This is a genomic window from Pseudomonas sp. Ant30-3, assembly GCF_000690905.1.
In the GTDB taxonomy this organism is placed as follows: domain Bacteria; phylum Pseudomonadota; class Gammaproteobacteria; order Pseudomonadales; family Pseudomonadaceae; genus Aquipseudomonas.
Window position 1 is genome coordinate 15,326 of the sequence record NZ_JMCL01000010.1, and the last position, 20,328, is coordinate 35,653.

At 58.2% G+C, this 20,328-nt stretch carries 16 protein-coding genes; 10 read left to right on the forward strand and 6 right to left on the reverse strand.

From position 1 onward, the window contains the following. The first annotated feature begins 2 nt into the window (after positions 1-2). Together DU29_RS0102185 and DU29_RS0102190 are read left to right on the forward strand one after the other, a co-directional pair. Positions 3-1,364 carry a TolC family outer membrane protein gene (locus DU29_RS0102185; protein ID WP_028620223.1) on the forward strand — a complete coding sequence of 454 codons (1,362 nt, stop codon included), beginning with the start codon at positions 3-5 and terminating at the stop codon, positions 1,362-1,364. 201 nt (positions 1,365-1,565) lie between these two features. Next, entirely contained in the window at positions 1,566-4,613 is a 3,048-nt protein-coding gene (locus tag DU29_RS0102190; protein WP_028620224.1) for an autotransporter serine protease, read from the forward strand. 243 nt (positions 4,614-4,856) lie between these two features. Here the strand turns inward: DU29_RS0102190 and DU29_RS0102195 are convergent, their stop codons facing one another. Then, positions 4,857-5,081: a YgdI/YgdR family lipoprotein gene (locus DU29_RS0102195; protein WP_028620225.1), complete on the reverse strand. Its 225-nt coding sequence runs from the start codon at positions 5,079-5,081 to the stop codon at positions 4,857-4,859. Positions 5,082-5,279: 198 nt separating this feature from the next. On the opposite strand from DU29_RS0102195, the gene DU29_RS0102200 reads away from it, so the two are divergent. From DU29_RS0102200 to DU29_RS0102225, 6 genes are all read left to right on the forward strand, one after another. Beyond that, complete coding sequence (locus tag DU29_RS0102200) at positions 5,280-6,947, forward strand: VRR-NUC domain-containing protein (protein ID WP_028620226.1); 1,668 nt, start codon at positions 5,280-5,282, stop codon at positions 6,945-6,947. Next, positions 6,944-9,223 (forward strand): ATP-dependent DNA helicase, encoded by a 2,280-nt coding sequence (locus tag DU29_RS0102205; protein WP_028620227.1) that lies wholly within the window; start codon positions 6,944-6,946, stop codon positions 9,221-9,223. Before DU29_RS0102200 ends, DU29_RS0102205 begins: the two co-directional genes overlap by 4 nt. Before the next feature lie 124 nt (positions 9,224-9,347). Then, positions 9,348-10,265 carry a zeta toxin family protein gene (locus tag DU29_RS0102210; protein WP_028620228.1) on the forward strand — a complete coding sequence of 306 codons (918 nt, stop codon included), beginning with the start codon at positions 9,348-9,350 and terminating at the stop codon, positions 10,263-10,265. An 85-nt stretch (positions 10,266-10,350) separates the two neighbouring features. Then, a complete protein-coding gene (locus tag DU29_RS0102215) occupies positions 10,351-12,270 on the forward strand; it encodes a hybrid sensor histidine kinase/response regulator (protein WP_028620229.1) in 1,920 nt (639 codons plus the stop codon). Between the two features lie 91 nt (positions 12,271-12,361). Continuing rightward, positions 12,362-12,886, forward strand: a complete 525-nt coding sequence (locus DU29_RS0102220; protein ID WP_028620230.1) for a hypothetical protein — start codon at positions 12,362-12,364, stop codon at positions 12,884-12,886. Between the two features lie 52 nt (positions 12,887-12,938). Further along, positions 12,939-13,475, forward strand: coding sequence for a hypothetical protein (locus DU29_RS0102225; protein WP_028620231.1), 537 nt, complete (start codon positions 12,939-12,941; stop codon positions 13,473-13,475). Between the two features lie 68 nt (positions 13,476-13,543). Here the strand turns inward: DU29_RS0102225 and DU29_RS0102230 are convergent, their stop codons facing one another. Beyond that, a complete protein-coding gene (locus tag DU29_RS0102230; protein WP_028620232.1) occupies positions 13,544-14,020 on the reverse strand; it encodes a hemerythrin domain-containing protein in 477 nt (158 codons plus the stop codon). Between the two features lie 340 nt (positions 14,021-14,360). On the opposite strand from DU29_RS0102230, the gene DU29_RS0102235 reads away from it, so the two are divergent. Continuing rightward, positions 14,361-15,587: a zinc-dependent alcohol dehydrogenase gene (locus tag DU29_RS0102235; RefSeq protein WP_028620233.1), complete on the forward strand. Its 1,227-nt coding sequence runs from the start codon at positions 14,361-14,363 to the stop codon at positions 15,585-15,587. A gap of 96 nt (positions 15,588-15,683) precedes the next feature. Here DU29_RS0102235 and DU29_RS0102240 read toward each other — a convergent pair whose 3' ends face one another. The 3 genes from DU29_RS0102240 to DU29_RS0102250 all read right to left on the reverse strand — a co-directional run bounded on the left by DU29_RS0102240 (position 15,684) and on the right by DU29_RS0102250 (position 18,163). Then, positions 15,684-15,980 carry a hypothetical protein gene (locus DU29_RS0102240; protein WP_028620234.1) on the reverse strand — a complete coding sequence of 99 codons (297 nt, stop codon included), beginning with the start codon at positions 15,978-15,980 and terminating at the stop codon, positions 15,684-15,686. A gap of 181 nt (positions 15,981-16,161) precedes the next feature. Then, positions 16,162-17,505 (reverse strand): cation:proton antiporter, encoded by a 1,344-nt coding sequence (locus tag DU29_RS0102245; protein ID WP_028620235.1) that lies wholly within the window; start codon positions 17,503-17,505, stop codon positions 16,162-16,164. A gap of 46 nt (positions 17,506-17,551) precedes the next feature. Then, entirely contained in the window at positions 17,552-18,163 is a 612-nt protein-coding gene (locus tag DU29_RS0102250) for a Yip1 family protein (protein ID WP_028620236.1), read from the reverse strand. 168 nt (positions 18,164-18,331) lie between these two features. Here DU29_RS0102250 and DU29_RS0102255 point away from each other — a divergent pair, with 168 nt between their 5' ends. Continuing rightward, positions 18,332-18,832, forward strand: a complete 501-nt coding sequence (locus tag DU29_RS0102255) for a CinA family protein (protein WP_028620237.1) — start codon at positions 18,332-18,334, stop codon at positions 18,830-18,832. Positions 18,833-19,195: 363 nt separating this feature from the next. Here DU29_RS0102255 and DU29_RS0102260 read toward each other — a convergent pair whose 3' ends face one another. After that, a complete protein-coding gene (locus tag DU29_RS0102260; RefSeq protein ID WP_028620238.1) occupies positions 19,196-20,053 on the reverse strand; it encodes a glucose 1-dehydrogenase in 858 nt (285 codons plus the stop codon). Positions 20,054-20,328 lie beyond the last annotated feature (275 nt).

Consider the following 20,328-nt stretch of genomic DNA (forward strand, 5'->3'; position numbering starts at 1 on the left):
GGATGTTGCGTTGTATGAACAAGCTTTTGATGGTGACGGCAGCCCTTGCGTTGGCGAGCTGCAACGTTGCACTGGCGATGGGGCCGTTTGAAGTTTATGAGCAGGCATTGCGCAACGATCCGGTGTTTCTCGGCGCTATCAAGGAGCGCGATGCGGGCCTGGAAAACCGTGCCATTGGCCGCGCCGGGTTGTTGCCCAAGCTCGGTTACAGCTACAACAAGGGCCGGAACAATTCCGATGTGTCCTACCTCAACGACCGTGGCCGCCGGCAGAACGATGAGCGCAACTACGACAGCTACGGATCATCGCTGACGCTGCAGCAACCGTTGCTCGATTACGAGGCCTACGCCACGTATCGCAAAGGCGTGGCGCAGTCGCTGTTCGCCGATGAAACCTTTCGCGGAAAAAGTCAGGAGCTGCTGGTGCGCGTGCTGGAACATTACACCAGGGCGCTGTTCGCTCAAGACCAGATCGACATCGCCCTGGCGAAGAAGAAAGCGTTCGAGCAACAGTTTCAACAGAACCGGGAGATGTTCCGTCAGGGCGAGGGCACCCGCACCGACATCCTCGAAGCTGAGTCGCGTTACGAACTGGCCAGCGCTGAAGAAATCGAAGCCCGCGATGAACAGGATGCCTCGCTGCGCGAACTTGGTGCGCTGACGGGCGTGGCGGCGTTCGACATCGCCGATCTCTGGCCGATGAATCCGGACTTTCAAACGTTCACCCTGCAACCAGCGGGTTATGACGCCTGGCATGAACTGGCCGTGGCCAACAATCCCGACCTCGCTTCTCAGCGTCAGGCGCTGGAAGTCGCGCGCTATGAAGTCGAGCGCAACCGTGCCGGGCATCTGCCGAAAATCAGCGCCTACGCCACGGTGCGCCAGAACGAGTCGGAAAGCGGCAACACCTATAACCAGCGCTACGAGACCAACACCATCGGCGTCGAGATCAGTGTGCCGCTGTATGCCGGGGGTGGCGTATCGGCCTCGACTCGCCAGGCCAGCCGCGTGATGGAGCAGGCCGACTACGAACTGGACGGCAAGACCCGGCAAACCCTGATCGAGTTGCGCCGACAGTTCAGCGCTTGTTTGTCGGGGGTGAGCAAGTTGCGCGCTTATCAGAAAGCCCTGAGTTCTGCCGAAGCGCTGGTGATCTCGACCCGGCAAAGCATCCTCGGCGGCGAGCGCGTCAATCTCGATGCCTTGAATGCACAACAACAACTATTTACCACCCGCCGCGATCTGGCCCAGGCACGCTACGACTACCTGATGGCCTGGACGAAGCTGCATTACTACGCCGGCACGCTGAGTGCGCAGGACCTGGCAAAGGTGGACGAAGCCTTCGGGCGCGGCCCAAGAACCTGAACACGTGGGGGCTGATTTTACGACTGCTTCGCAGCCGGACGCAGCCTTCGGCAGCTGCTACAGGACCGGGGTTTACGCAATACATGTAGCAGCTGCCGAAGGCTGCGTCCGGCTGCGAAGCAGTCACCCCAGATGTTCATAAAAAGCGTGCTTTTCAAAGCACAGGGAATTTTTCTCAATACCACTAAGGACAGTCGCTAGATGAATAACAAATACAACAACCTCGCCTTGCTCTGCGCACTGGCAACCGCCAGCAGCGTGCATGCCGCGCCCTATGTTGAAACCGGCGCTTCCGGCAATCCCGAGAGCTGGCGCAGTGCCGAGTTCAATGCCGATTGGGGGCTCGGCGCGATCAACGCTCAGCACGCCTACGCGGAGGGATACAGCGGCAAGGGTGTAAAACTCGGCATTTTCGATCAACCGGTTTATGCAGCGCACCCGGAATTTACCGGCAGCCAGAAAGTGATCACCCTGGTCACCAGCGGCATTCGTGAGTACACCGACCCGTATATCCCGGTCAAAGCCGGGGACGCGTTCCGCTATGACGGCTCACTCTCGGTGGGTTCGAACGGCAAGCTCGGTGACCACGGCACACACGTTGGCGGCATCGCTGCCGGCAGCCGTGACGGCAATCCCATGCACGGCGTGGCCTATGGCGCGCAAATCATCAGCGCCGACAATGGCGACCCGGGGCCTGAAGATGGCATCATCCTCGGCAACGACGGCGCCGTGTACAAGGCGGGATGGGATGCCTTGATTGCCAGCGGCGCGCGCATCATCAACAACAGCTGGGGCATCGGCATCACCGACCGATTCGATCTGGGCGGGCGCAACCCGGCGTATCCGCATTTCACCGTGCAGGACGCGCAACTGCAATTCGACCAGATCAATCCGATCCTCGGCACACGGCAGGGCGGCGCTTATGACGGCGCAATCGCCGCAGCCCGCGCTGGCATCGTGACAATCTTTGCCGCCGGCAACGATTACAACCTCAACAACCCGGACGCCATCGCCGGCCTCGGTTATTTCGTGCCGCAAATAGCGCCCAACTGGGTCACCGTGGCGGCCCTGCAGAAAAACCCGAACCTCAGCAGCGCCGACCTTTACACCATCAGCACGTTCTCCTCGCGCTGCGGTTACACCGCGAGCTTCTGCGTGTCTGCGCCGGGCACGGCGATCTTCAGCGCAATCGTCGATGGCACCGGCGCCGATAACCTGACTGTCGGCTACCGCAACAAAAACGGCACCTCCATGGCCGCCCCTCATGTGGCCGGCGCGGTGGCGGTGTTAATGGAACGCTTCCCCTACATGACCGGCGCCCAGGTCGCCAGCGTCTTGCGTACCACGGCCACCGACATGGGGGCGCCGGGCATCGACGCACTGTATGGCTGGGGCATGATCAACCTGCGCAAAGGCATCGACGGTCCAGGGATGTTCGTGACTGAGCAAGACATTCCCGAGGCGTTCCGCATCGAAGGCGGTTACGGTGCCAGCCAGTTTGTCGCTGATCTGCCAGGCATCGGCGCGATCATCGACGCGGGCAAACCCACCCAGCGGGTGTGCACGGATGTGCACTGCGGCCTGGATGTATGGCGCAACGATATCTCCGGCCATGGCGGCCTGACCAAGCAAGGCATCGGCACGCTGGTCCTGAACGGCGCCAATACCTACACCGGCCCGACCCTGGTCAATCAGGGCCGACTGGCGATCAATGGTTCGCTGCTCTCGGCCGTCACCGTTAACGACAGCGGCGTACTCGGTGGCAACGGGCGCATCGGCGCATTGACTGCGAAAAGCGGCGGCAGCGTGGCCCCCGGCAATTCCATCGGCACCCTGCAAGTGGCCGGTGACGTGACCTTCGAGCGAGGCTCAACCTACGCGGTGGAGTTGTCGCCTGCCCGCAGTGATCAAATCGTCGCGGGCGGCATCGCCGTGATCGATGGCGCGACCGTGAGCCTGTCTCTGGAAAACAGCCCGACCGTGCTCAGCACCACCGAAACAAGCACACTGCTGGGCAATCGCTACAACATCCTGCAAGCGGCGGGCGGTATTCAAGGTCGATTTGGCGCGATCGTGCCGAATTACCTGTTCATTGGCGGCACGCTGGATTACGCCGCGACTGCTATCGAACTGGCGGTAGAACGCAACGCCACAGCCTTCGCCGACGTCGGCCAGACGCCCAATCAGCGTTCGGTCGCAGCGGCGGTTGAAGGGCTGGGCGCGGGGAATTCGCTGTATGAAAGTGTGCTGTTGTCGCCGACTGCGAACGTCGCGCAACAAGCGTTCCAGCAACTGTCCGGCGAAATCCATCCGGCGCTCGGCACGCTGCTGATCAACGACAGTCGCTACCTGCGCGAAGCAGTCGGCGAGCGCTTACGTGAGCGTGATCTGTTCGACGCTGCTGCGCCGACTGATGACCGCAGCAATGCCTGGGTCAAAGTGCTCGGCGCGTGGGGCAAGAGTGATGGCGGCCATGACCAGGCCAGTTCCAGCAGTTCCATCGGCGGGCTGCTGGCCGGTGTCGACGGTTTGATCACTGAAGACACCCGCCTGGGTTTTGTCACCGGGTACAGCGACAGCTCGTTGAGCATGGGCGATGGCACGCATTCGTCCGCTTCGGTCGATAGCTACCACTTGGGCGCCTACCTGGGTCATGAAATCGATGCGCTGCGACTGAGCGTCGGCGGTGCTTACAGCTGGCATCGCATCGATGTAAAACGTGATCTGCACATGGCCGAGGTCAGTGGCAAACAGAAATCCAAGCGCGACGCGACCACCGCACAACTCTTCACGGAAGCGGCGTATCGGCTCGACCTGCAACCTTTGGCGCTTGAACCGTTTGCCAACCTGGCGTACGTGCACCTGAACCGCGACAGCTTCACCGAGAAGGGTGATGTCGCCGCGTTGAAGGGCGGCGAAGACAACCGCGACGCCGTGCTGTCGTCCCTCGGTGTACGGGCGAGCAAGGCATTCGCGCTGTCGGACACGCAGAAGCTTGAACTGGCAGCGACGCTGGGCTGGCAGCACAATTTGAGTGATACAGGTTCTGAGGACCACCTGGCGTTCGCCAACGGCAACAGCGCGTTCAGCGTGCAGGGTGTGTCTCTGGACCGCAATGCCGCGGTGGTCGGCGCTCGCGCGGGTCTGGCGCTGGGTCGCGATACGCGCCTGAGCCTGGATTACAACGGCCTGATTGGCTCTCGCGAGAAAGACCACGGGATGGGTCTGACACTGGATTGGCAGTTCTGATCTGACGTTTTTTCGGACCACAGCGTGAACCGGCATCGCCCTACGGGGAATGGGGGCGGTGATCCGGTGACTGGCAGGAAATCTATGCAGGAGCGAAGCTCGAGCAAAACTTGTGTAGGTCGCTGACTGTGTGGGAGCAAAGCTTGCTCGCGAAGACGTCGGATCAGACAACGGTGATGTCGGATGATGCCGCCATCGCGGGCAAGCCTTGCTCCCACAGAGTCGCGCTAATCAGTGCCAGGCTCAGTCTTCCTCGCGAACCGTAGCGACTTCATCGGAGCGAACTTTCACCTTGGAGCCAGAGATGTCTTCAAACTCGTAGAAGCCATCTTCAGTTTCGGTTTTCGGCATGTCCTTGGTCAGGTATTGAGTACCGTTTTGCAACGTCACAACCGTTTGCGTCGAGCAGCCGGCGAGGGCCAGAACCGCTACTGCGACCAAGGGCAAACCCAGATTTCTGATATTCATCACCACCTCATCCTTAAAAACCACGCGATTGCTTCGTGCAGCAATCGGCATTGTACCTGACGCGGTTAGGTGCAGTGGAACACTGGAAAGTTCGATGTCCGCGCAATAAAACCAATATTGCGCCGCCGCTTATCCATTTCCGTTTGCGCCGGACCGGGCGTAGCTGCTATCTGTACGCATAACCAGTACTCGCTCGCCATGGCCCTGTTTTCCGTGATCGCTAATCCGCTCGATAATCCGCTGTATTACTTGAACAATTTCATGCAAGTGCTTGACTGGCTTGAACTTCGTTACGCCGATGTGTTGAGCGAGGAGGAGCAATCCTTCATCCGGCAATTCGTCCAGTTGCCCCAAGCATCCCGGGCCTTGCTGGTACGGCTGGTCATGCGCAAGGGTTTGCATTTCCGTGCGAGCAAACTCCTTTACACGGAAATTGGCGACATCGCTTCGGCCGCCGGGCCGTTACTGGCGCTGGGCTGGATTGACGAGCACTCGCCATTATCACTCGACGCTTTATTCGAGGTGTTGCTCAAGGCGGAAATACTGCAATGCTTCGGCCACGCCATCGAACAGCCCAAAGGCAAAAAAAACGACTGGCTGCCAGTGCTGACCGAACACTTCCCCGGGACAAACGCCTTCACCCAGTGGTGCCCGGCATTGGCTGATCGCCTGCTAAGCCTGACCATCATGGATGTGTGTGACCGGTTGCGTCTGATGTTTTTCGGCAATCTCTACCAGGATTGGTCAGAGTTCGTCCTTGCTGACCTCGGCATCTTTACCTATGAAAAAGTCGAGTTCAGCGCCGACTCCCGGGGGTTGCGCAGCCGCGACGACGTGGATGCCTGCCTGTTTCTTCATGCGTGTCAGCAGCGTTTCGAGGATGGTGAAGCGGTGCAGGACATCGTCGAGGAGGTCAACGGTCTGGCCTTGAGCAATCCCTGGCTGCAAAAACGCCGCAACAAATTCCTCTTCCAGATCGCGCAATATTGCGAGCGCAGCGCAGATTTACCAACCGCCCTGATGATCTATCGCAACTGTGCCTGGCCCGGATCGCGCCGACGGCTGATTCTGGTGCTGGAACGCTGCGGTGAATACGCACTGGCTCTGGAGATCGCCGCAGCTGCCGAGCAAGCGCCGGAAAGCGCTGCCGAGCAGCAGCAATTGTTGCGCATGTTGCCCAGATTGCGCCGCAAACTCGGCGGACCGCCGATCAAGCATGCTTCTCGCCGTGACATGCTGCGACTGGATCTGCAATTGGCCAGGACCGATCCGCTGCTGTCGGTGGAATTTCACGTCAAGGCGCATCTGGCGGAGGACTTGGCGCCGGTGCATTACGTCGAAAACAGCCTGATCAATTCACTGTTCGGCCTGTTGTGCTGGCCGGCGATCTTCGCACCGCTGCCGGGCGCGTTTTTCCACCCGTTCCAACGTGGCCCGGTGGACCTCCATCACGAAGACTTTCACGCGCGCCGGGCTGAGGTGTTCCAAAGGTGTCTGGAAGAACTGGACGATGGCCGTTATCTGCAGACGATTCGCCAACGCTATATCGAGAAATGGGGCGTGCAATCGCCGTTCGTATTCTGGGGCGCGTTGAACGAGGACTTGCTGAATCAGGCGCTCGCCTGCTTGCCGGCAGACCACCTCAGGCACTGGTTCAACCGGCTGCTGCTGGACATCAAGGCCAATCGGACCGGCATGCCGGACCTGATCCAGTTCTGGCCGCAGGACAAGACGTACCGCATGATCGAAGTCAAAGGCCCCGGTGATCGCCTGCAGGATAACCAGCTGCGCTGGCTCGACTTCTGCCATGAGCATCAGATGCCGATCGCCGTGTGTTACGTGCAATGGGCGGAACAGAGCGCGTGAGTTACAGCATTGCCGTGCGGGCATTATGTGAGTTCACCGCCAAGGTCGGCGACCTCGACTTGCGTTTCACACCTTCGCCGACTGCGCTGGAGGGCATCGTTGGCCATCGCACAGTGGCGTCGCGCCGCAGCGAGGGCTATCAGAGTGAAGTAGCACTGGAAGGCCTGTTTCAAACCTTGAAGGTCAGGGGCAGGGCAGACGGCTACGATTCTGCGCAAAACTGCCTGGAAGAGGTCAAGACCTATCGCGGTGACCTCAGCAAACAACCGGCCAACCATCGCCACCTGCACTGGGCGCAAGCGAAGGTCTATGGCTGGCTGATGTGCCAGAAACTCGATCTGCAGCAGATCAACGTGGCGCTGGTGTATTTCGACATCGTCAGCGAAAAGGAAACCTGTCTGGTGGAGGCGTTCAGCGCCGCAGACCTTCAGGGGTTTTTCGAACAGCACTGCCGCCTTTTCCTCAAATGGGCCGAGCAGGAAATGGCGCATCGCGAAGCGCGTAATGCGGCGGCACAACAACTGGCGTTTCCCCATGCGCAGTTTCGTCCGGGACAGCGGCACCTGGCAGAATCGGTGTTCAAGGCCATCAGCACCGGTCGTTGCCTGATGGCCCAGGCGCCGACCGGTATCGGCAAGACCGTCGGCACGCTGTTCCCGATGCTCAAGGCACTGGCACCGCAACAGCTGGACAAGGTGTTCTTCCTCACGGCAAAAACTCCGGGACGCAAGCTGGCACTCGACGCCGCCCAAGTCATTATCGACAGCGCCGATGCGCCACCGCTGCGTGTGCTGGAGATGATCGCCCGGGACAAAGCCTGCGAGCATCCGGACAAGGCCTGTCACGGCGAGTCCTGCCCGCTGGCCCAGGGTTTCTATGATCGCCTGCCAGCAGCTCGTCAGGCCGCCAGTGAGCTGACACTGCTGAACCAGAACGCCTTGCGCGAAGTGGCCATGAGGCACGACGTCTGCCCTTATTATCTCAGCCAGGAAATGGCACGCTGGGCCGACGTGGTGGTCGCTGACTACAACTACTACTTTGACTTCAGCGCCTTGCTGTTCGGGCTGGCCCAGGCCAACAACTGGAAAGTCGCGGTGCTGGTGGATGAAGCGCACAACCTGGTCGAGCGTGGCCGGCAGATGTACAGCGCCAGCCTTGACCAAGCGGCGCTTAACGGCGTGAGAAAAAGTGCCCCTGAGGTCCTGAAGAAATCCCTGCAGCGGGTCAACCGTGAATGGAACGCCCTGCATAACCAGCAGCCTGGCGCTTATCAGGCCTACGACAAGCCCCCGGAAAAGCTCCTTCAGGCGCTGTTCACCTGCAGCGCCAGCATCGGCGATTACCTTAACGATCATCCGCAGGGCCTGGACAGTGCTTTGCAGAGCTTTTATTTCGACATGCTGCAATTCTGTCGTGTGGCCGAGCTTTATGACGAGCAGTTCCTGTTCGACATCAGCAAGCGCGACCTCGACCGCCCGCGCAACCTGTCTCAGCTGTGCTTGCGCAATGTCGTGCCCGCCGGATTCATTCGCCCGCGCTTGACCGCTGCACGCAGCACCGTGCTGTTTTCGGCGACCCTGAGTCCACGCCACTACTACGCAGATCTCCTCGGAGCTCCGGCCAGTACGGTCTGGATCGATGTCGAGTCGCCGTTCCACGCTGACCAGTTGGCCGTGTCCATCGTCAGCCAGATTTCCACGCGTTTCGTCCATCGTCAGGCGTCGCTGGCGCCGATCGTGGACTTGATCGCCCGGCAGTTCGGCCAGCGACCGGGTAACTACCTGGCGTTTTTCAGCAGCTTCGATTATCTGCAGCAGGTGGCGCAGTTACTCGCAGAAAAACATCCTCACATCAAATTGTGGTCGCAATCGCGTGGTATGGCGGAAGGACAACGTCAGGACTTCCTCGATCAATTCACCGCACAGAGTCAGGGGGTAGGCTTCGCCGTACTGGGCGGCGCTTTCGGCGAGGGCATCGACCTGCCCGGGGCGCGGCTGATCGGTGCGTTTATAGCCACGCTGGGGTTGGCCCAGTTCAACCCGGTCAACGAACAGATGAAGCACAGAATGTCCGCCATTTTCGGCGCGGGCTACGACTATACCTATCTGTATCCGGGCGTTCAGAAAGTGGTTCAAGCCGCGGGAAGAGTGATTCGGACCCAGCAGGACGAAGGGGTGGTGATGTTGATTGACGACCGGTTTGACGACAGCAAGGTCAAGCAATTGCTGCCGCGCTGGTGGTCTGTCGGGGCAGCGAATACTCCTTGTGTGGAGTAGGATTTTTTCCCTTAAAAGACATGGACATATGCTGAAAAACACACCTGTTTGTAGAACGCGCGAAGGTGACCTTTATTAAAGGGGCAGGACATTCTTTTCCCAACCTTGATAAGGACATCAAGCCATGTCAGCAGCACCGAAATATTCGTATAGCCCGGACCAGGTCATAGAGGCCTTCGACAAGATCAGCCCAGCGCTATTCAAAGGAATCACCAAGGAGGCGATCCCGAAAGTACTGGTCGTCGCGGGCGTGCAGGGATCAGGCAAGACGTATCTGCTGGAAAAATCCCTACTGCAGCCAGAGAAAACGCATCCCTACGTCAATTACGTTCGCTTGTACCTGCCGAAATATCGGGAGGAGCATCCACAGTACGCCGACATGATCAAACTCGGCGTTTTGCACGCGTATGAGCATACCGAGGCCTTCGTCCGTGAGGTCTCGCAAAAGATTTTTGAGCAGGCTTTCGCCGAGAAGTACAACATCATCATGGAGTGTGCATTCGACAGCTTCGACTTTGCGACATGGCCACCAATGGCGACAGCGCAAGGCTATCAATTCGAAATTCACATTGTCGGGTGCACCCAGGAGTTTGCGCATGTGTCGAGTATCGACAGGGGCCTGGCAAGTCTGAAAAAACAGGAGTTGGAGCGGTTCCTCGCCACTCCCCAGCTAACTCTCAGCCTGAGCAATGCACAACCTGTCATCCGGGCTTTCGAGACGGCGGCCAAGGCAGTTAATCATTCGAAGATTTTTCTGTACCAGCGCGGATTCGGTGCCTTGTACGAGCGCAATTTGCAGGCCCAGAGCACCTATTGCAAAGCGGCCAATGGAGACGTCACGACCACGACGACGAAAGTGCATTTCGCTTACAGTATTTACGCTGGCATTGTCGAAAACCCGGCCTATAGCGTAGACGATCGCGGCGATGTCATCAAAGCCTGTCACGTCACGCTGTCCAAAACCATTACGGATAGCAAACTTGTTCCCGTTCATGTGTACAACGACCTGTACGCCTACATCGTCAAGCACGTGAATCGGTAACTCTTTCTGGCATGTATGCTTTTCGCCCTTTTCAAATTTTCGGTTTGTTTCATACTCCACCAAAGCATTCTGAAGTGAGAGCTCAATGAGCGAGGATCGAAGCAAAGCCAGCACCATCGAGGACGGGCGTTTACGCCTGCTGATCGATGCTGTGATTGACTATGCAATCTACATGCTGGATCCGGAAGGCATCATCACCAGCTGGAACGCAGGCGCCAGGCGGTTCAAGGGGTATGAGGAAGCCGAGATTCTCGGGCAACACTTTTCGCGGTTCTATACCGATGAAGATCGCCTTGTCGGGCTCCCGCAACGCGCGCTGGACACGGCAATCCATGAGGGGCGTTTCGAAGGCGAAGGCTGGCGCGTGCGCAAAGATGGCACGCACTTCTGGTGCCACGTCGTGATCGATCCGATCTTTGCGGCCACCGGTGAACTGCTGGGTTTCGCCAAGATCACCCGGGACCTCACCGATCGCAAGATGGCCGAAGAGACCCTTAAACAGAGCGAGCAGCAGTTCCGGCTGCTGGTGCAGAGCGTCACCGACTACGCCATCTACATGCTCGCACCGGACGGTCGCCTGACCAATTGGAACCCAGGGGCTCAGCGGATCAAGGGCTACCGGCCGGAAGAGGTCATCGGCAAGCATTTTTCGCTGTTCTACACCCCCGAAGACCGTGCAGCGGGGGAGCCGCAGCGCACCCTCGACAGTGCCGTGCGCGAAGGTCGTTTTGAAAACAAGGGTTGGCGTGTGCGCAAGGATGGCACCCGGTTCATGGCTCACGTCGTCGTCGACCCGATTTGGGGTGAAACCGGCACCTTGCTTGGTTTTGCCAAGATCACCCGGGACATTACTGAAGCGACGATTGCTCAGCAAACGCTGGAGAAAACCCGTGAAGCGCTGTTCCAGGCGCAGAAGATGCAGGCGATCGGACAGCTCAGCGGGGGCATCGCCCACGACTTCAACAATCTGCTGACGGTGATACTGGGCAATCTGGAAATCGTGCGCAAACGTGTGGGCGACGACCCGCGCATTACCCGCCTGCTGGACAATGCCACACAAGGTGCCCAGCGCGGTGTTTCTCTGACTCAGCGGATGCTGGCCTTTGCCCGACGTCAGGAGCTCAAGACTGAAGTGGTCGAAATACCCCAGCTGATTCTGGGTATCAGTGGTCTGTTGCGCAGTTCCCTAGGTCCTTCGGTTGTTCTGGAAACGCAGTTCTCACCCACGCTTGAGCCGGTGATCGCGGACGTCAATCAGCTTGAACTGGCGGTGCTGAACCTGGCGACCAATGCTCGCGACGCCATGCCCCATGGCGGCAAGATCATCATCAGTGCAAAAACCGAGGAGGCCGAGGGGCAGCCACAGTTGCCTCAGACGACCGGACGCTACGTCTGCCTGAGTGTGACTGATACCGGGGAGGGCATGGACGAATCCACGCTGGCCATGGCCATGGACCCGTTTTTTACCACCAAGGGCGTAGGTAAAGGCACGGGGCTGGGGTTGTCGATGGTGCATGGCTTCACCGAACAACTGGGTGGCCGCTTCATTCTGAAGAGTCAGACGGACGAAGGCACGATCGCCGAATTGTGGCTGCCGGTATCAACCCGCGGTGTGCTAGCGACGTCGGCACCGGAAGAGGATGCGCCGCCGGTGCCTCGTTTATGTGTCCTGGTGGTGGACGACGACAGTCTGGTCCTGACCAGCACCAGTTTGTTGCTTGAAGACCTCGGGCATCGGGTGATCAGTGCAGTATCCGCCGCACAGGCTCTGAAAGTGTTTGACAGCGATCAGGCCGTCGATCTGGTGATCACTGACATGGCCATGCCGCAGATGGACGGTGCACAGCTGGCACGAGAGATCAGAAATCTCAGGCCGGACCTGCCGATCATTCTCGCAACGGGCTACGCCGAGCGTCTGGAGGGCTTCGCAACGAAACTGCCGCGATTGTCGAAGCCGTTCACTCAGCTCAACCTTGTGGAGATCATTGCCACGACAATGAAGTGACGAGACACCATCGGGCGCTCCGGGACAACGGCACTGAATCTTTCGCCGTCGTGCCGCTCACAATATTACGGCCCTGCGGAGCGCTTCAATCATGAACAATCTCACTGGAAATTCGCTGATTCAGCTGTTTTTTGAAGACGACGGGCAGACGCCGAATAGCCGTCTGCCGGTGCTGATCTATAAAAACGTCGGGCTTGATTCAGCGGACAAAGCCAGCGCATTCGAAGCCTTGTTCAGCGCCAACCACTGGCCTGCACAATGGCGCGCGCAGGTGTTTGACTATCACCACTACCACTCGAATTCGCACGAAGTTCTAGGCATCGCCAAAGGCCGGGCACGATTGAAGCTCGGCGGTCCGAACGGGACGGAGCACGAGGTGGGAGAGAGTGACGTGTTGATACTGCCGGCCGGCACTGGCCACTGCAGCCTGCAGCAAAGCGCGGATTTTCTGGTGGTGGGTGCCTATCCTGTAGGTCAGGAGGACTACGACATCCAGCGCCCCGACCCGGATACCCACGATGCATCCATTGTCCGAATTTCCAAAGTGGCGTGTCCCGTAACTGATCCGGTCTACGGGGGCACAGGCCCTTTGGTCGAAACCTGGCTTGCCGGCTGAACTTGTCGGCTGCCGGTTCTTCTAACCCCTTTCGATTTCGTGCGTGATTCCCGTGCCAAAAATACTGACTGAAATTCCTCTGGAAGAAGCCCTGTCCGAGCACAACGCCAAAATGTTTGGCTCACCCAAAGAGCGCCTGGACTTCTATCGGCGAGAAATTCAATACGAAACCAGCATCCTGGCCAATCGCACCGATGCTTACCTGACCGCGCAATCCTTTCTGGTGATTGCCTTCGCGTCGTGCATGGCTAACCTTAACCCGGAGTGGGGGAAATTGTTTACGCTGGTAGTGCCGCCGTTTTTGGCACTGCTCGGTGTCCTCAGTTCATTGAATGCATGGCCTGGCATTCGCGCCGCTTACGACATCATCGACCACTGGCATTTCAAACAGAGCGAACTGCTGCGCAGTGAACCGGTGATGGGGGCGGCTTATGACGAGTCACCGTTGTTCAGTGAGATGGAGTCATCGCACAAGGGCTATCGCAAGTCGTTGTTGTTTTCTGTACGCACGCCGTGGATCTTCGCCACGTTCTGGATAATGCTGGGTTTTTACGGGTTTTATATTCAAGTGACCGATCCATTGAATTAAAACGCAAACCTGTAGCAGCTGGCGAAGCCTGTGTCCGCTTCGCCACTGCCACAGGGGCATAACGTCACTTACGCCGCCAGATTGCTCGCACTCATTTCTTTCTTGTACTGCGCTTTCATTTTTTCCATCTCGGCACCCAGCTCTTCCAGGGTAGCGTTGCCCAACAGCTTCTTCGCCTGCGGGAACATTTCCTCTTCCTCTTCTTCAATGTGGTGCTCAAGCAGTTCCTTGACCACTTTCACACGACCGGAAAATTCGAGGCTGCCCGGATCAGTCTTCTTCAGGTCGGGCAGCACGAGCGCGTCCACAGTGCGGTGCTCTTCCTTCGCTTCGTAATACATAATGTCCTGCTCTTTGCCGCCAGCCTCTTTGAAAGCGGGATAAAGAATTTCTTCTTCAAGACGAGTATGAATAGTGATCTCCATTTCCAGTTTGGCGAGCAGATCAGTGCGTTTTTTCACACCTCGCTCGGTGGACTCGCTTAGTTGAGTGAGAATGGCTTTTACGCGTTCATGGTCGGCTTTCAACAGGTCAATGGCGTTCATGGTCGAATCTCTCATCAAGTCAGGGTTGAGCGCGAACGGTCTCTGGGCCGAATGTCGCTCTTACTGACAGAGCATATGCCGTGCCGCTTTTTAGAAATTCAAAATACTAAGCTATTTCAACAAGTTAGCCGGCCAGGAGATTACGCCCCTTCGTGCAGGTTGCATGAGCCTGTAATTTGACTCATGCAGTTCGCGGCTGCGCTCCAACAGACAGTTACCGGTCAAATTACCCGGCCGCACCGCTGATCAGATTCGCCATATTTCCAACTGAACTCGCGCCTCGCCGTTGCTCCCTTAATACAGACAACCGATGTCTTTATTGACCAGCGAGGAAGCAGCCATGCGTGCGATGACTTACCACGGAGCACATGACGTCAGGATTGAAACCGTGCCCGATCCCGTTATAGAAGCACCCGACGATATCATTCTGCGCGTCACGGCCACCGCCATCTGTGGATCTGACTTGCACCTGTACCGTGGGAAGATTCCGACCGTTGAACACGGTGATATTTTCGGTCACGAGTTTATGGGCATCGTCGAGGAAACCGGCAAGGACGTGACGGCCGTCCAGCGCGGGGATCGAGTCGTCATCCCGTTCGTTATCGCCTGCGGCGATTGCTTCTTCTGCCAGCAGGAGCAGTTCGCCTGCTGCGAAACCACCAACAGCGGCCCTGGTGCGAGTCTCAACAAGAAAATCATTCCGCCACCGGCAGCCTTGTTTGGTTTTAGTCGTTTGTACGGTGGCGTGCCTGGTGGCCAGGCTGAGTTGGTCAGAGTGCCGAAGGCCAATACCGGTCCTTTCAAGGTCCCTGGCACACTGGCGGACGAAAAAGTGTTGTTCCTCTCGGACATCCTTCCGACTGCCTGGCAAGCGGTCCTCAATGCAGGCGTAGGACAGGGTTCAAGTTTGGCCATCTACGGTGCCGGACCGGTTGGATTGTTGAGCGCTGCATGCGCAAGAATGCTGGGTGTCGACCAGATTTTCATGGTCGATCACCACGACTATCGGCTGGCTTACGCGCAGAAGACCTACGGGGTGATCCCGATCAATTTTGATGATGACGACGATCCTGCCGATACGATCATCCGTCAAACGGCGGGCAGCCGTGGGGTGGATGCCGTAATTGATGCAGTGGGATTCGAGGCCAAGGGCAGTACAACCGAAACCATCCTGGCCACGCTGAAACTGGAAGGCAGCAGCGGTAAGGCCTTGCGCCAATGCATCGCCGCCGTGCGTCGTGGCGGGGTCGTCAGTGTGCCGGGCGTTTATACCGGGTTTATTCACGGGTTCCTGTTTGGCGATGCGTTCGACAAAGGCCTGACATTCAAGATGGGTCAGACCCACGTGCAGCGTTATTTGCCGGAATTGCTCGGGTACATTGAAACCGGCCGTCTGCAACCGGACGCGATCATTTCGCACCGGATGTCGCTGGAGCAGGTCGCCGAAGGTTACAAGATGTTCGACAAAAAACAGGAAGAGTGCCGCAAGGTCATCCTGACCCCGGGATCGAGCGATGTGCCGCTGACTGAGAACATTGCTGATGTGGCGCCGGTCCCCGCCATGTAAGTTGAATGCCTGGCCCGGGTACTAAAAAGCAGGAGCCAGGCTTACCGGCGAAGACAGTTCAAATCGTCTTCGCCGGCAAGTCTGGCTCCTACACGTTCATGCTCTGGATTCGTACGAATGCGCCGGACGTTGCATGAGCGGTGGGGCCGTGGTCACCGCCGGGAAATCCTCATTCAGCAAGCGCAAATGTTCGATGGCTTCCTCGTACTTCAAATCCGCTTTCCTGCGCATGGCCTGGTATCGGTCGAACTGTTCAGCATCGAGGTCACTGCCCTCAAGCAGTTCGAATGCGCTGTTACTCAGCGCCTGAGCTTCTTCGAACAGATGGCGATTACGATCAAGGGCAAACGCCCGGCAAGCGGTGATTTCGTCGCGGGTGGAATAATGGATCATGTCGGGCACCTTTGATGTAGAGGTTCCTTCACAGGCCATCGCCTCAGGAACCGGACCGGAGAATTCCCACCCCGCGCGGGCAGGGCAGTGATAAAGGTATGACCGGTCAAGTTGCCGAAGGATTGCAATTTTATGAACGTAAAAACTTGATCAATTCAAACGTAAATGAGCTGAACCGACATCAAGCTTTTCGTTTCTTGCGCTGCTCATACCGAGCAAGTATCGGCTGCGTACTGATGCCGTGGACGAGGATGCTCAGCGCAACGACCGACAGCGTGAGGTTTAGGCACACGTTCGCTACCGACGGCTCCAGCCCATGGTTCAAGGCATAGAACAGATAGTACAGGCTGCCGATCCCGCGGATACCGAACCAGCCAATCAGCATTCGCTGACGCATCGGCAGCAAACCGCCCCAGGGCATCGCGATCACGCAGAGCGGGCGAATCAGGCAGAACAACACGGCGGCGATCGGCAGCGCTCGCCAGTCCCAATGCGAGATCAGAATCACCCCGAGCAAGGTGACGAGGAACACCTCCATCGCCCGCTCCACCAAGCCACCAAAAGCCAGCATGTCGCTCATCATGATCCCGGCGGCGACCTGGCTGTCTTGCAGATTTTGCGTGTCGCCATGCACGGCGTTTTGCGGGTCGACGTCCAGGTGGCCAACCACGGGTTGCACGAGATGCTCGGCAGGTACTTCGTCGTCGCCGGTGGAGTTGACTTCCTCATGGCGCAAGGCGAGGCCCGCGGCAAATACCGACAAAAATCCATAACCATGAACTGCTTCGGCGCCGACATACGCCAAAGCAATCAACGCGAGGGCCAGGTAATCATTCGGGGAGAGGGTGCTGTCTTCATTCTTGATGCGCAGGGTCAAGGTCAATCGGCCGATACCGCGCCCCATAAGATAACCCGTGAGAAACCCTGCCGGGACGGCCCACAGTAAGTCGCGCAGCGCCCAGGCGCAGATCCAGCCGGTGCCCCCGTCGTGTTGCAACATCAGCAAACCGAGGATCACGAACGGGAAAGCAATGCCGTCGTTGAGTCCGGCTTCACCGGAAAGCCCGAAGCGCACGCTGTCGTCATCACGGGCGTCGTTCACTTGCACCAAAGCGGCTAACACCGGATCGGTGGGGGCGAGGATCGAGCCGATCAACACCGACGCGCCCCATGACAGTCCAAAGCAATAATGCAACAACAGGCTAACGCCGCCGATTGTCAGCACCATCACCGGCCCCGCCAGACCGTAAGCGACTCGCCAGGTTTTATCTCTGAGCGGCAGGCGCAGTTTCAGGCCGCAGACGAACAGCGAAAAAAGCACCGCGACTTCCGTGAGGTGCTCCATCCAGACAGCCGCATCGTCAGTATTCAGTTCAAGAAAACCCAGACCCGAGGGGCCGATGGCAATCCCCAGCACCAGGCACACCGCCGAGGTCGTCACGGGCATCCAGCGCAGGTGAGATGAAGTCAGCGCCAGCGTCAACAGCACCGCACCGAGTACGGCAACCCATACCACGAAACTCACGATGCGTAATCGCCTGAGATTGTCGGAATGTATCGGACCACGCTAATCAACCGACTGTCGCGCGTACGTATTCTGGCGTCAGGACGTTGAACCAGAGCAGAATCATTTCAACCAGAATGGTCACCAGCACCAACAACCCCACACCCCACACACAGGCTGCATTCAGCAGGCCTTGCTGTTTGCGTTCATGCATGAAGGTTGGCAACCCCACGAACAGCAGGAAGGTGGAATAAGCCCCGGCGGCGCCCAGCACGATGATGGCCAGCCAGCGACTTGGGTACAGCCCTGCGATGCCAGCCAGGAAAAAGGGTGTCGCGGTGTAGGCCGCAAAACCGATGCACTGGTTGAGGGTTGGGCGCGAGTCAAAGGCGCGGGACATCCAGCGAATGAACATACCCATCAGCACTACGCCGATGATGATGGTCAGGTAGAGCATGACGCACAGCTGAAGAGCGCTGCTGGTGCTCAGTTTGACGGTCTCGTTTTCCGCCAGGCTCCAACCGACATAGGTGGTGCCGATAAACAGACACACAGCTGGAATCAGGGCAAGTAACAACAAATGGGCGAGGTAATGGCGCGGGTGCGCTTCCTCTTCCTTGCGAATATCCGTCCACGCGAAATTCGGTTGGGTGAACAGCTTGACGATGGGTGCGGACATGACGACCTCCTGATCTGGATCGGCCTGTGACAGAAGCCGCTTAAGGTATTGAGGTCTGAATTTCCTTTGGGGTTCATTTTTTCATTGGGCAATGAGCTGGACTGCAATGGACGGAATGATTAATTGCAGTCGAGGTCAACCGAGCAGCTCTCACTTTGGAAAATTGCCATGTCTCTTAGTGAATCGGTTGTCGAATATTTGCGTGAAAATAGCCTGCTGCTGACCACTGCCGAATCCTGCACTGCCGGCAAAATCGTCACGTTATTGGCGGAAGTGCCACACAGTGGAGATCTGATCGAGAGCGGCTATGTGGTGTATTCCCCGGAGGCGAAGCAGCGGTTGCTCGGTGTTAATCCGTATACGATCGAAACCTTCAACCTGACCAGTTGTGAAGTGGCCAGGGAAATGGCCTTGGGCGCCTTGCGCGACAGCACTGCCAACGTGGCGGTGGCCACTACCGGCATTCTTGGGCCGGAGGATGTGGACGGCATTCCTGCAGGTACGGTGTGTTTCGCTTGGGCGTTTCAGACCGGGGAAGGACGCTGTGTGTTCAGTCGGCGCGAGCGGTTTTTTGGGACGCGGTGTGAGGTGCAACTGATGGCTGCAGAGCATGCGCTGAGGGAGTTGGCGCATTTCCATCGGCGGGCGTTGGCGGGGGAGCGGGAGTAGAGCCTTAGGCGTAGGCCAGACACTTCGCGTAGTTCTGGAGAGAAGAGGTGACTGCTGTGCAGCCGGACGCGGCCTTCGGCAGCTGCTACAAGGCTGTGAACGGCGCAAGACCTGTAGCAGCCGGACGCAGGCTGCGACAGCTGCTACAAGGCTGTGAACGGCGCAAAACCTGTAGCAGCCGGACGCAGCCTTCGGCAGCTGCTACAAGGCTGTGAACGGCGCAAAACCTGTAGCAGCCGGACGCAGCCTTCGGCAGCTGCTACAAGGCTGTGAGCGGCGCAAAACCTGTAGCAGCTGGCGCAGCCTGCGTCCGGCTGCGCAGCAGTCGTAAAATCCGAAGGTGGACACAGCAGTCGCAAAGACCTACAGCATCGGCTTACCGCCGGTGATGCCATAGCGCTGACCGGTGATGTAACTCGCCTCATCCGACGCCAGCAATACGTAAATCGGCGCCACTTCCACCGGTTGGCCCGGACGACCCAGTGGCGTCTCTGCGCCAAAATTTTGCACCTCTTCGTCCGGCATCGTCGAGACGATCAGCGGCGTCCAGATCGGCCCCGGGGCTACGCAGTTCACCCGGATATTCTTCGGCCCCAGAATCTGCGCCAGCCCACCGGTAAAGTTGGCGATCGCGCCTTTGGTCGTGGCATACGCGAGGAGGGAAGGTTTGGGCATGTCGGAATTGACTGAACTGGTGTTGATGATCGAGCTGCCGGGTTGCATGTGCTTCAGCGCGGCCTGACAGATGCGGAAAATGGCTGTGATATTGACGTCGAACGTCATCACCCATTCCTCATCGGGGATGTCTTCGAAGTTTTCATGGGTCATCTGGAAAGCGGCGTTGTTGACCAGCACATCAATGCGACCAAAGCGCTCGACGGTTTTATCGACGAGTGCCTGGCACTGCTCTTTTTGCGCCAGGTCACCCGGCAGCAACAGGCACTGACGCCCGGCTTGCTCGACCCAACGTGCGGTTTCCTGGGCGTCTTCCTGTTCGTTGAGGTAGGCGACCACGACATCAGCGCCTTCACGGGCAAATGCAATGGCGACCGCACGACCGATTCCGCTGTCGGCCCCGGTGATCAGGGCAATCTTGCCTTCCAGCCGGCCCGAACCTTTGTAACTTTGCTCGCCGCAATCCGGGTACGGGTCCATTTTTTTCTGGGAGCCGGGGACGGGCTGAGTCTGTTTCGGGAACGGTGGCTTTGGATAGTCGATCATCGGAATTCTCCTGTTCAAGGTAAACGAGCCAAAGGGTTGACCCATTCTTTTTGCCTTGAGTTCGGTTGGATTTACTGGAGCTGCCCAAAGCTCGAAACCATCGGGACACCGTTGTAGGAGCTGGCTTGCCAGCGATGACGGCTTCACATCCAACATCATTGTCACCTGAACCACCGCTATCGCTGGCAAGCCAGCTCCTACAGTTTTACCGTGGAAGAATCCAGATCCGTCTTCACGTGCGAGCTTTGCTTTTACAGCGCCCTGTCATTGCCGGG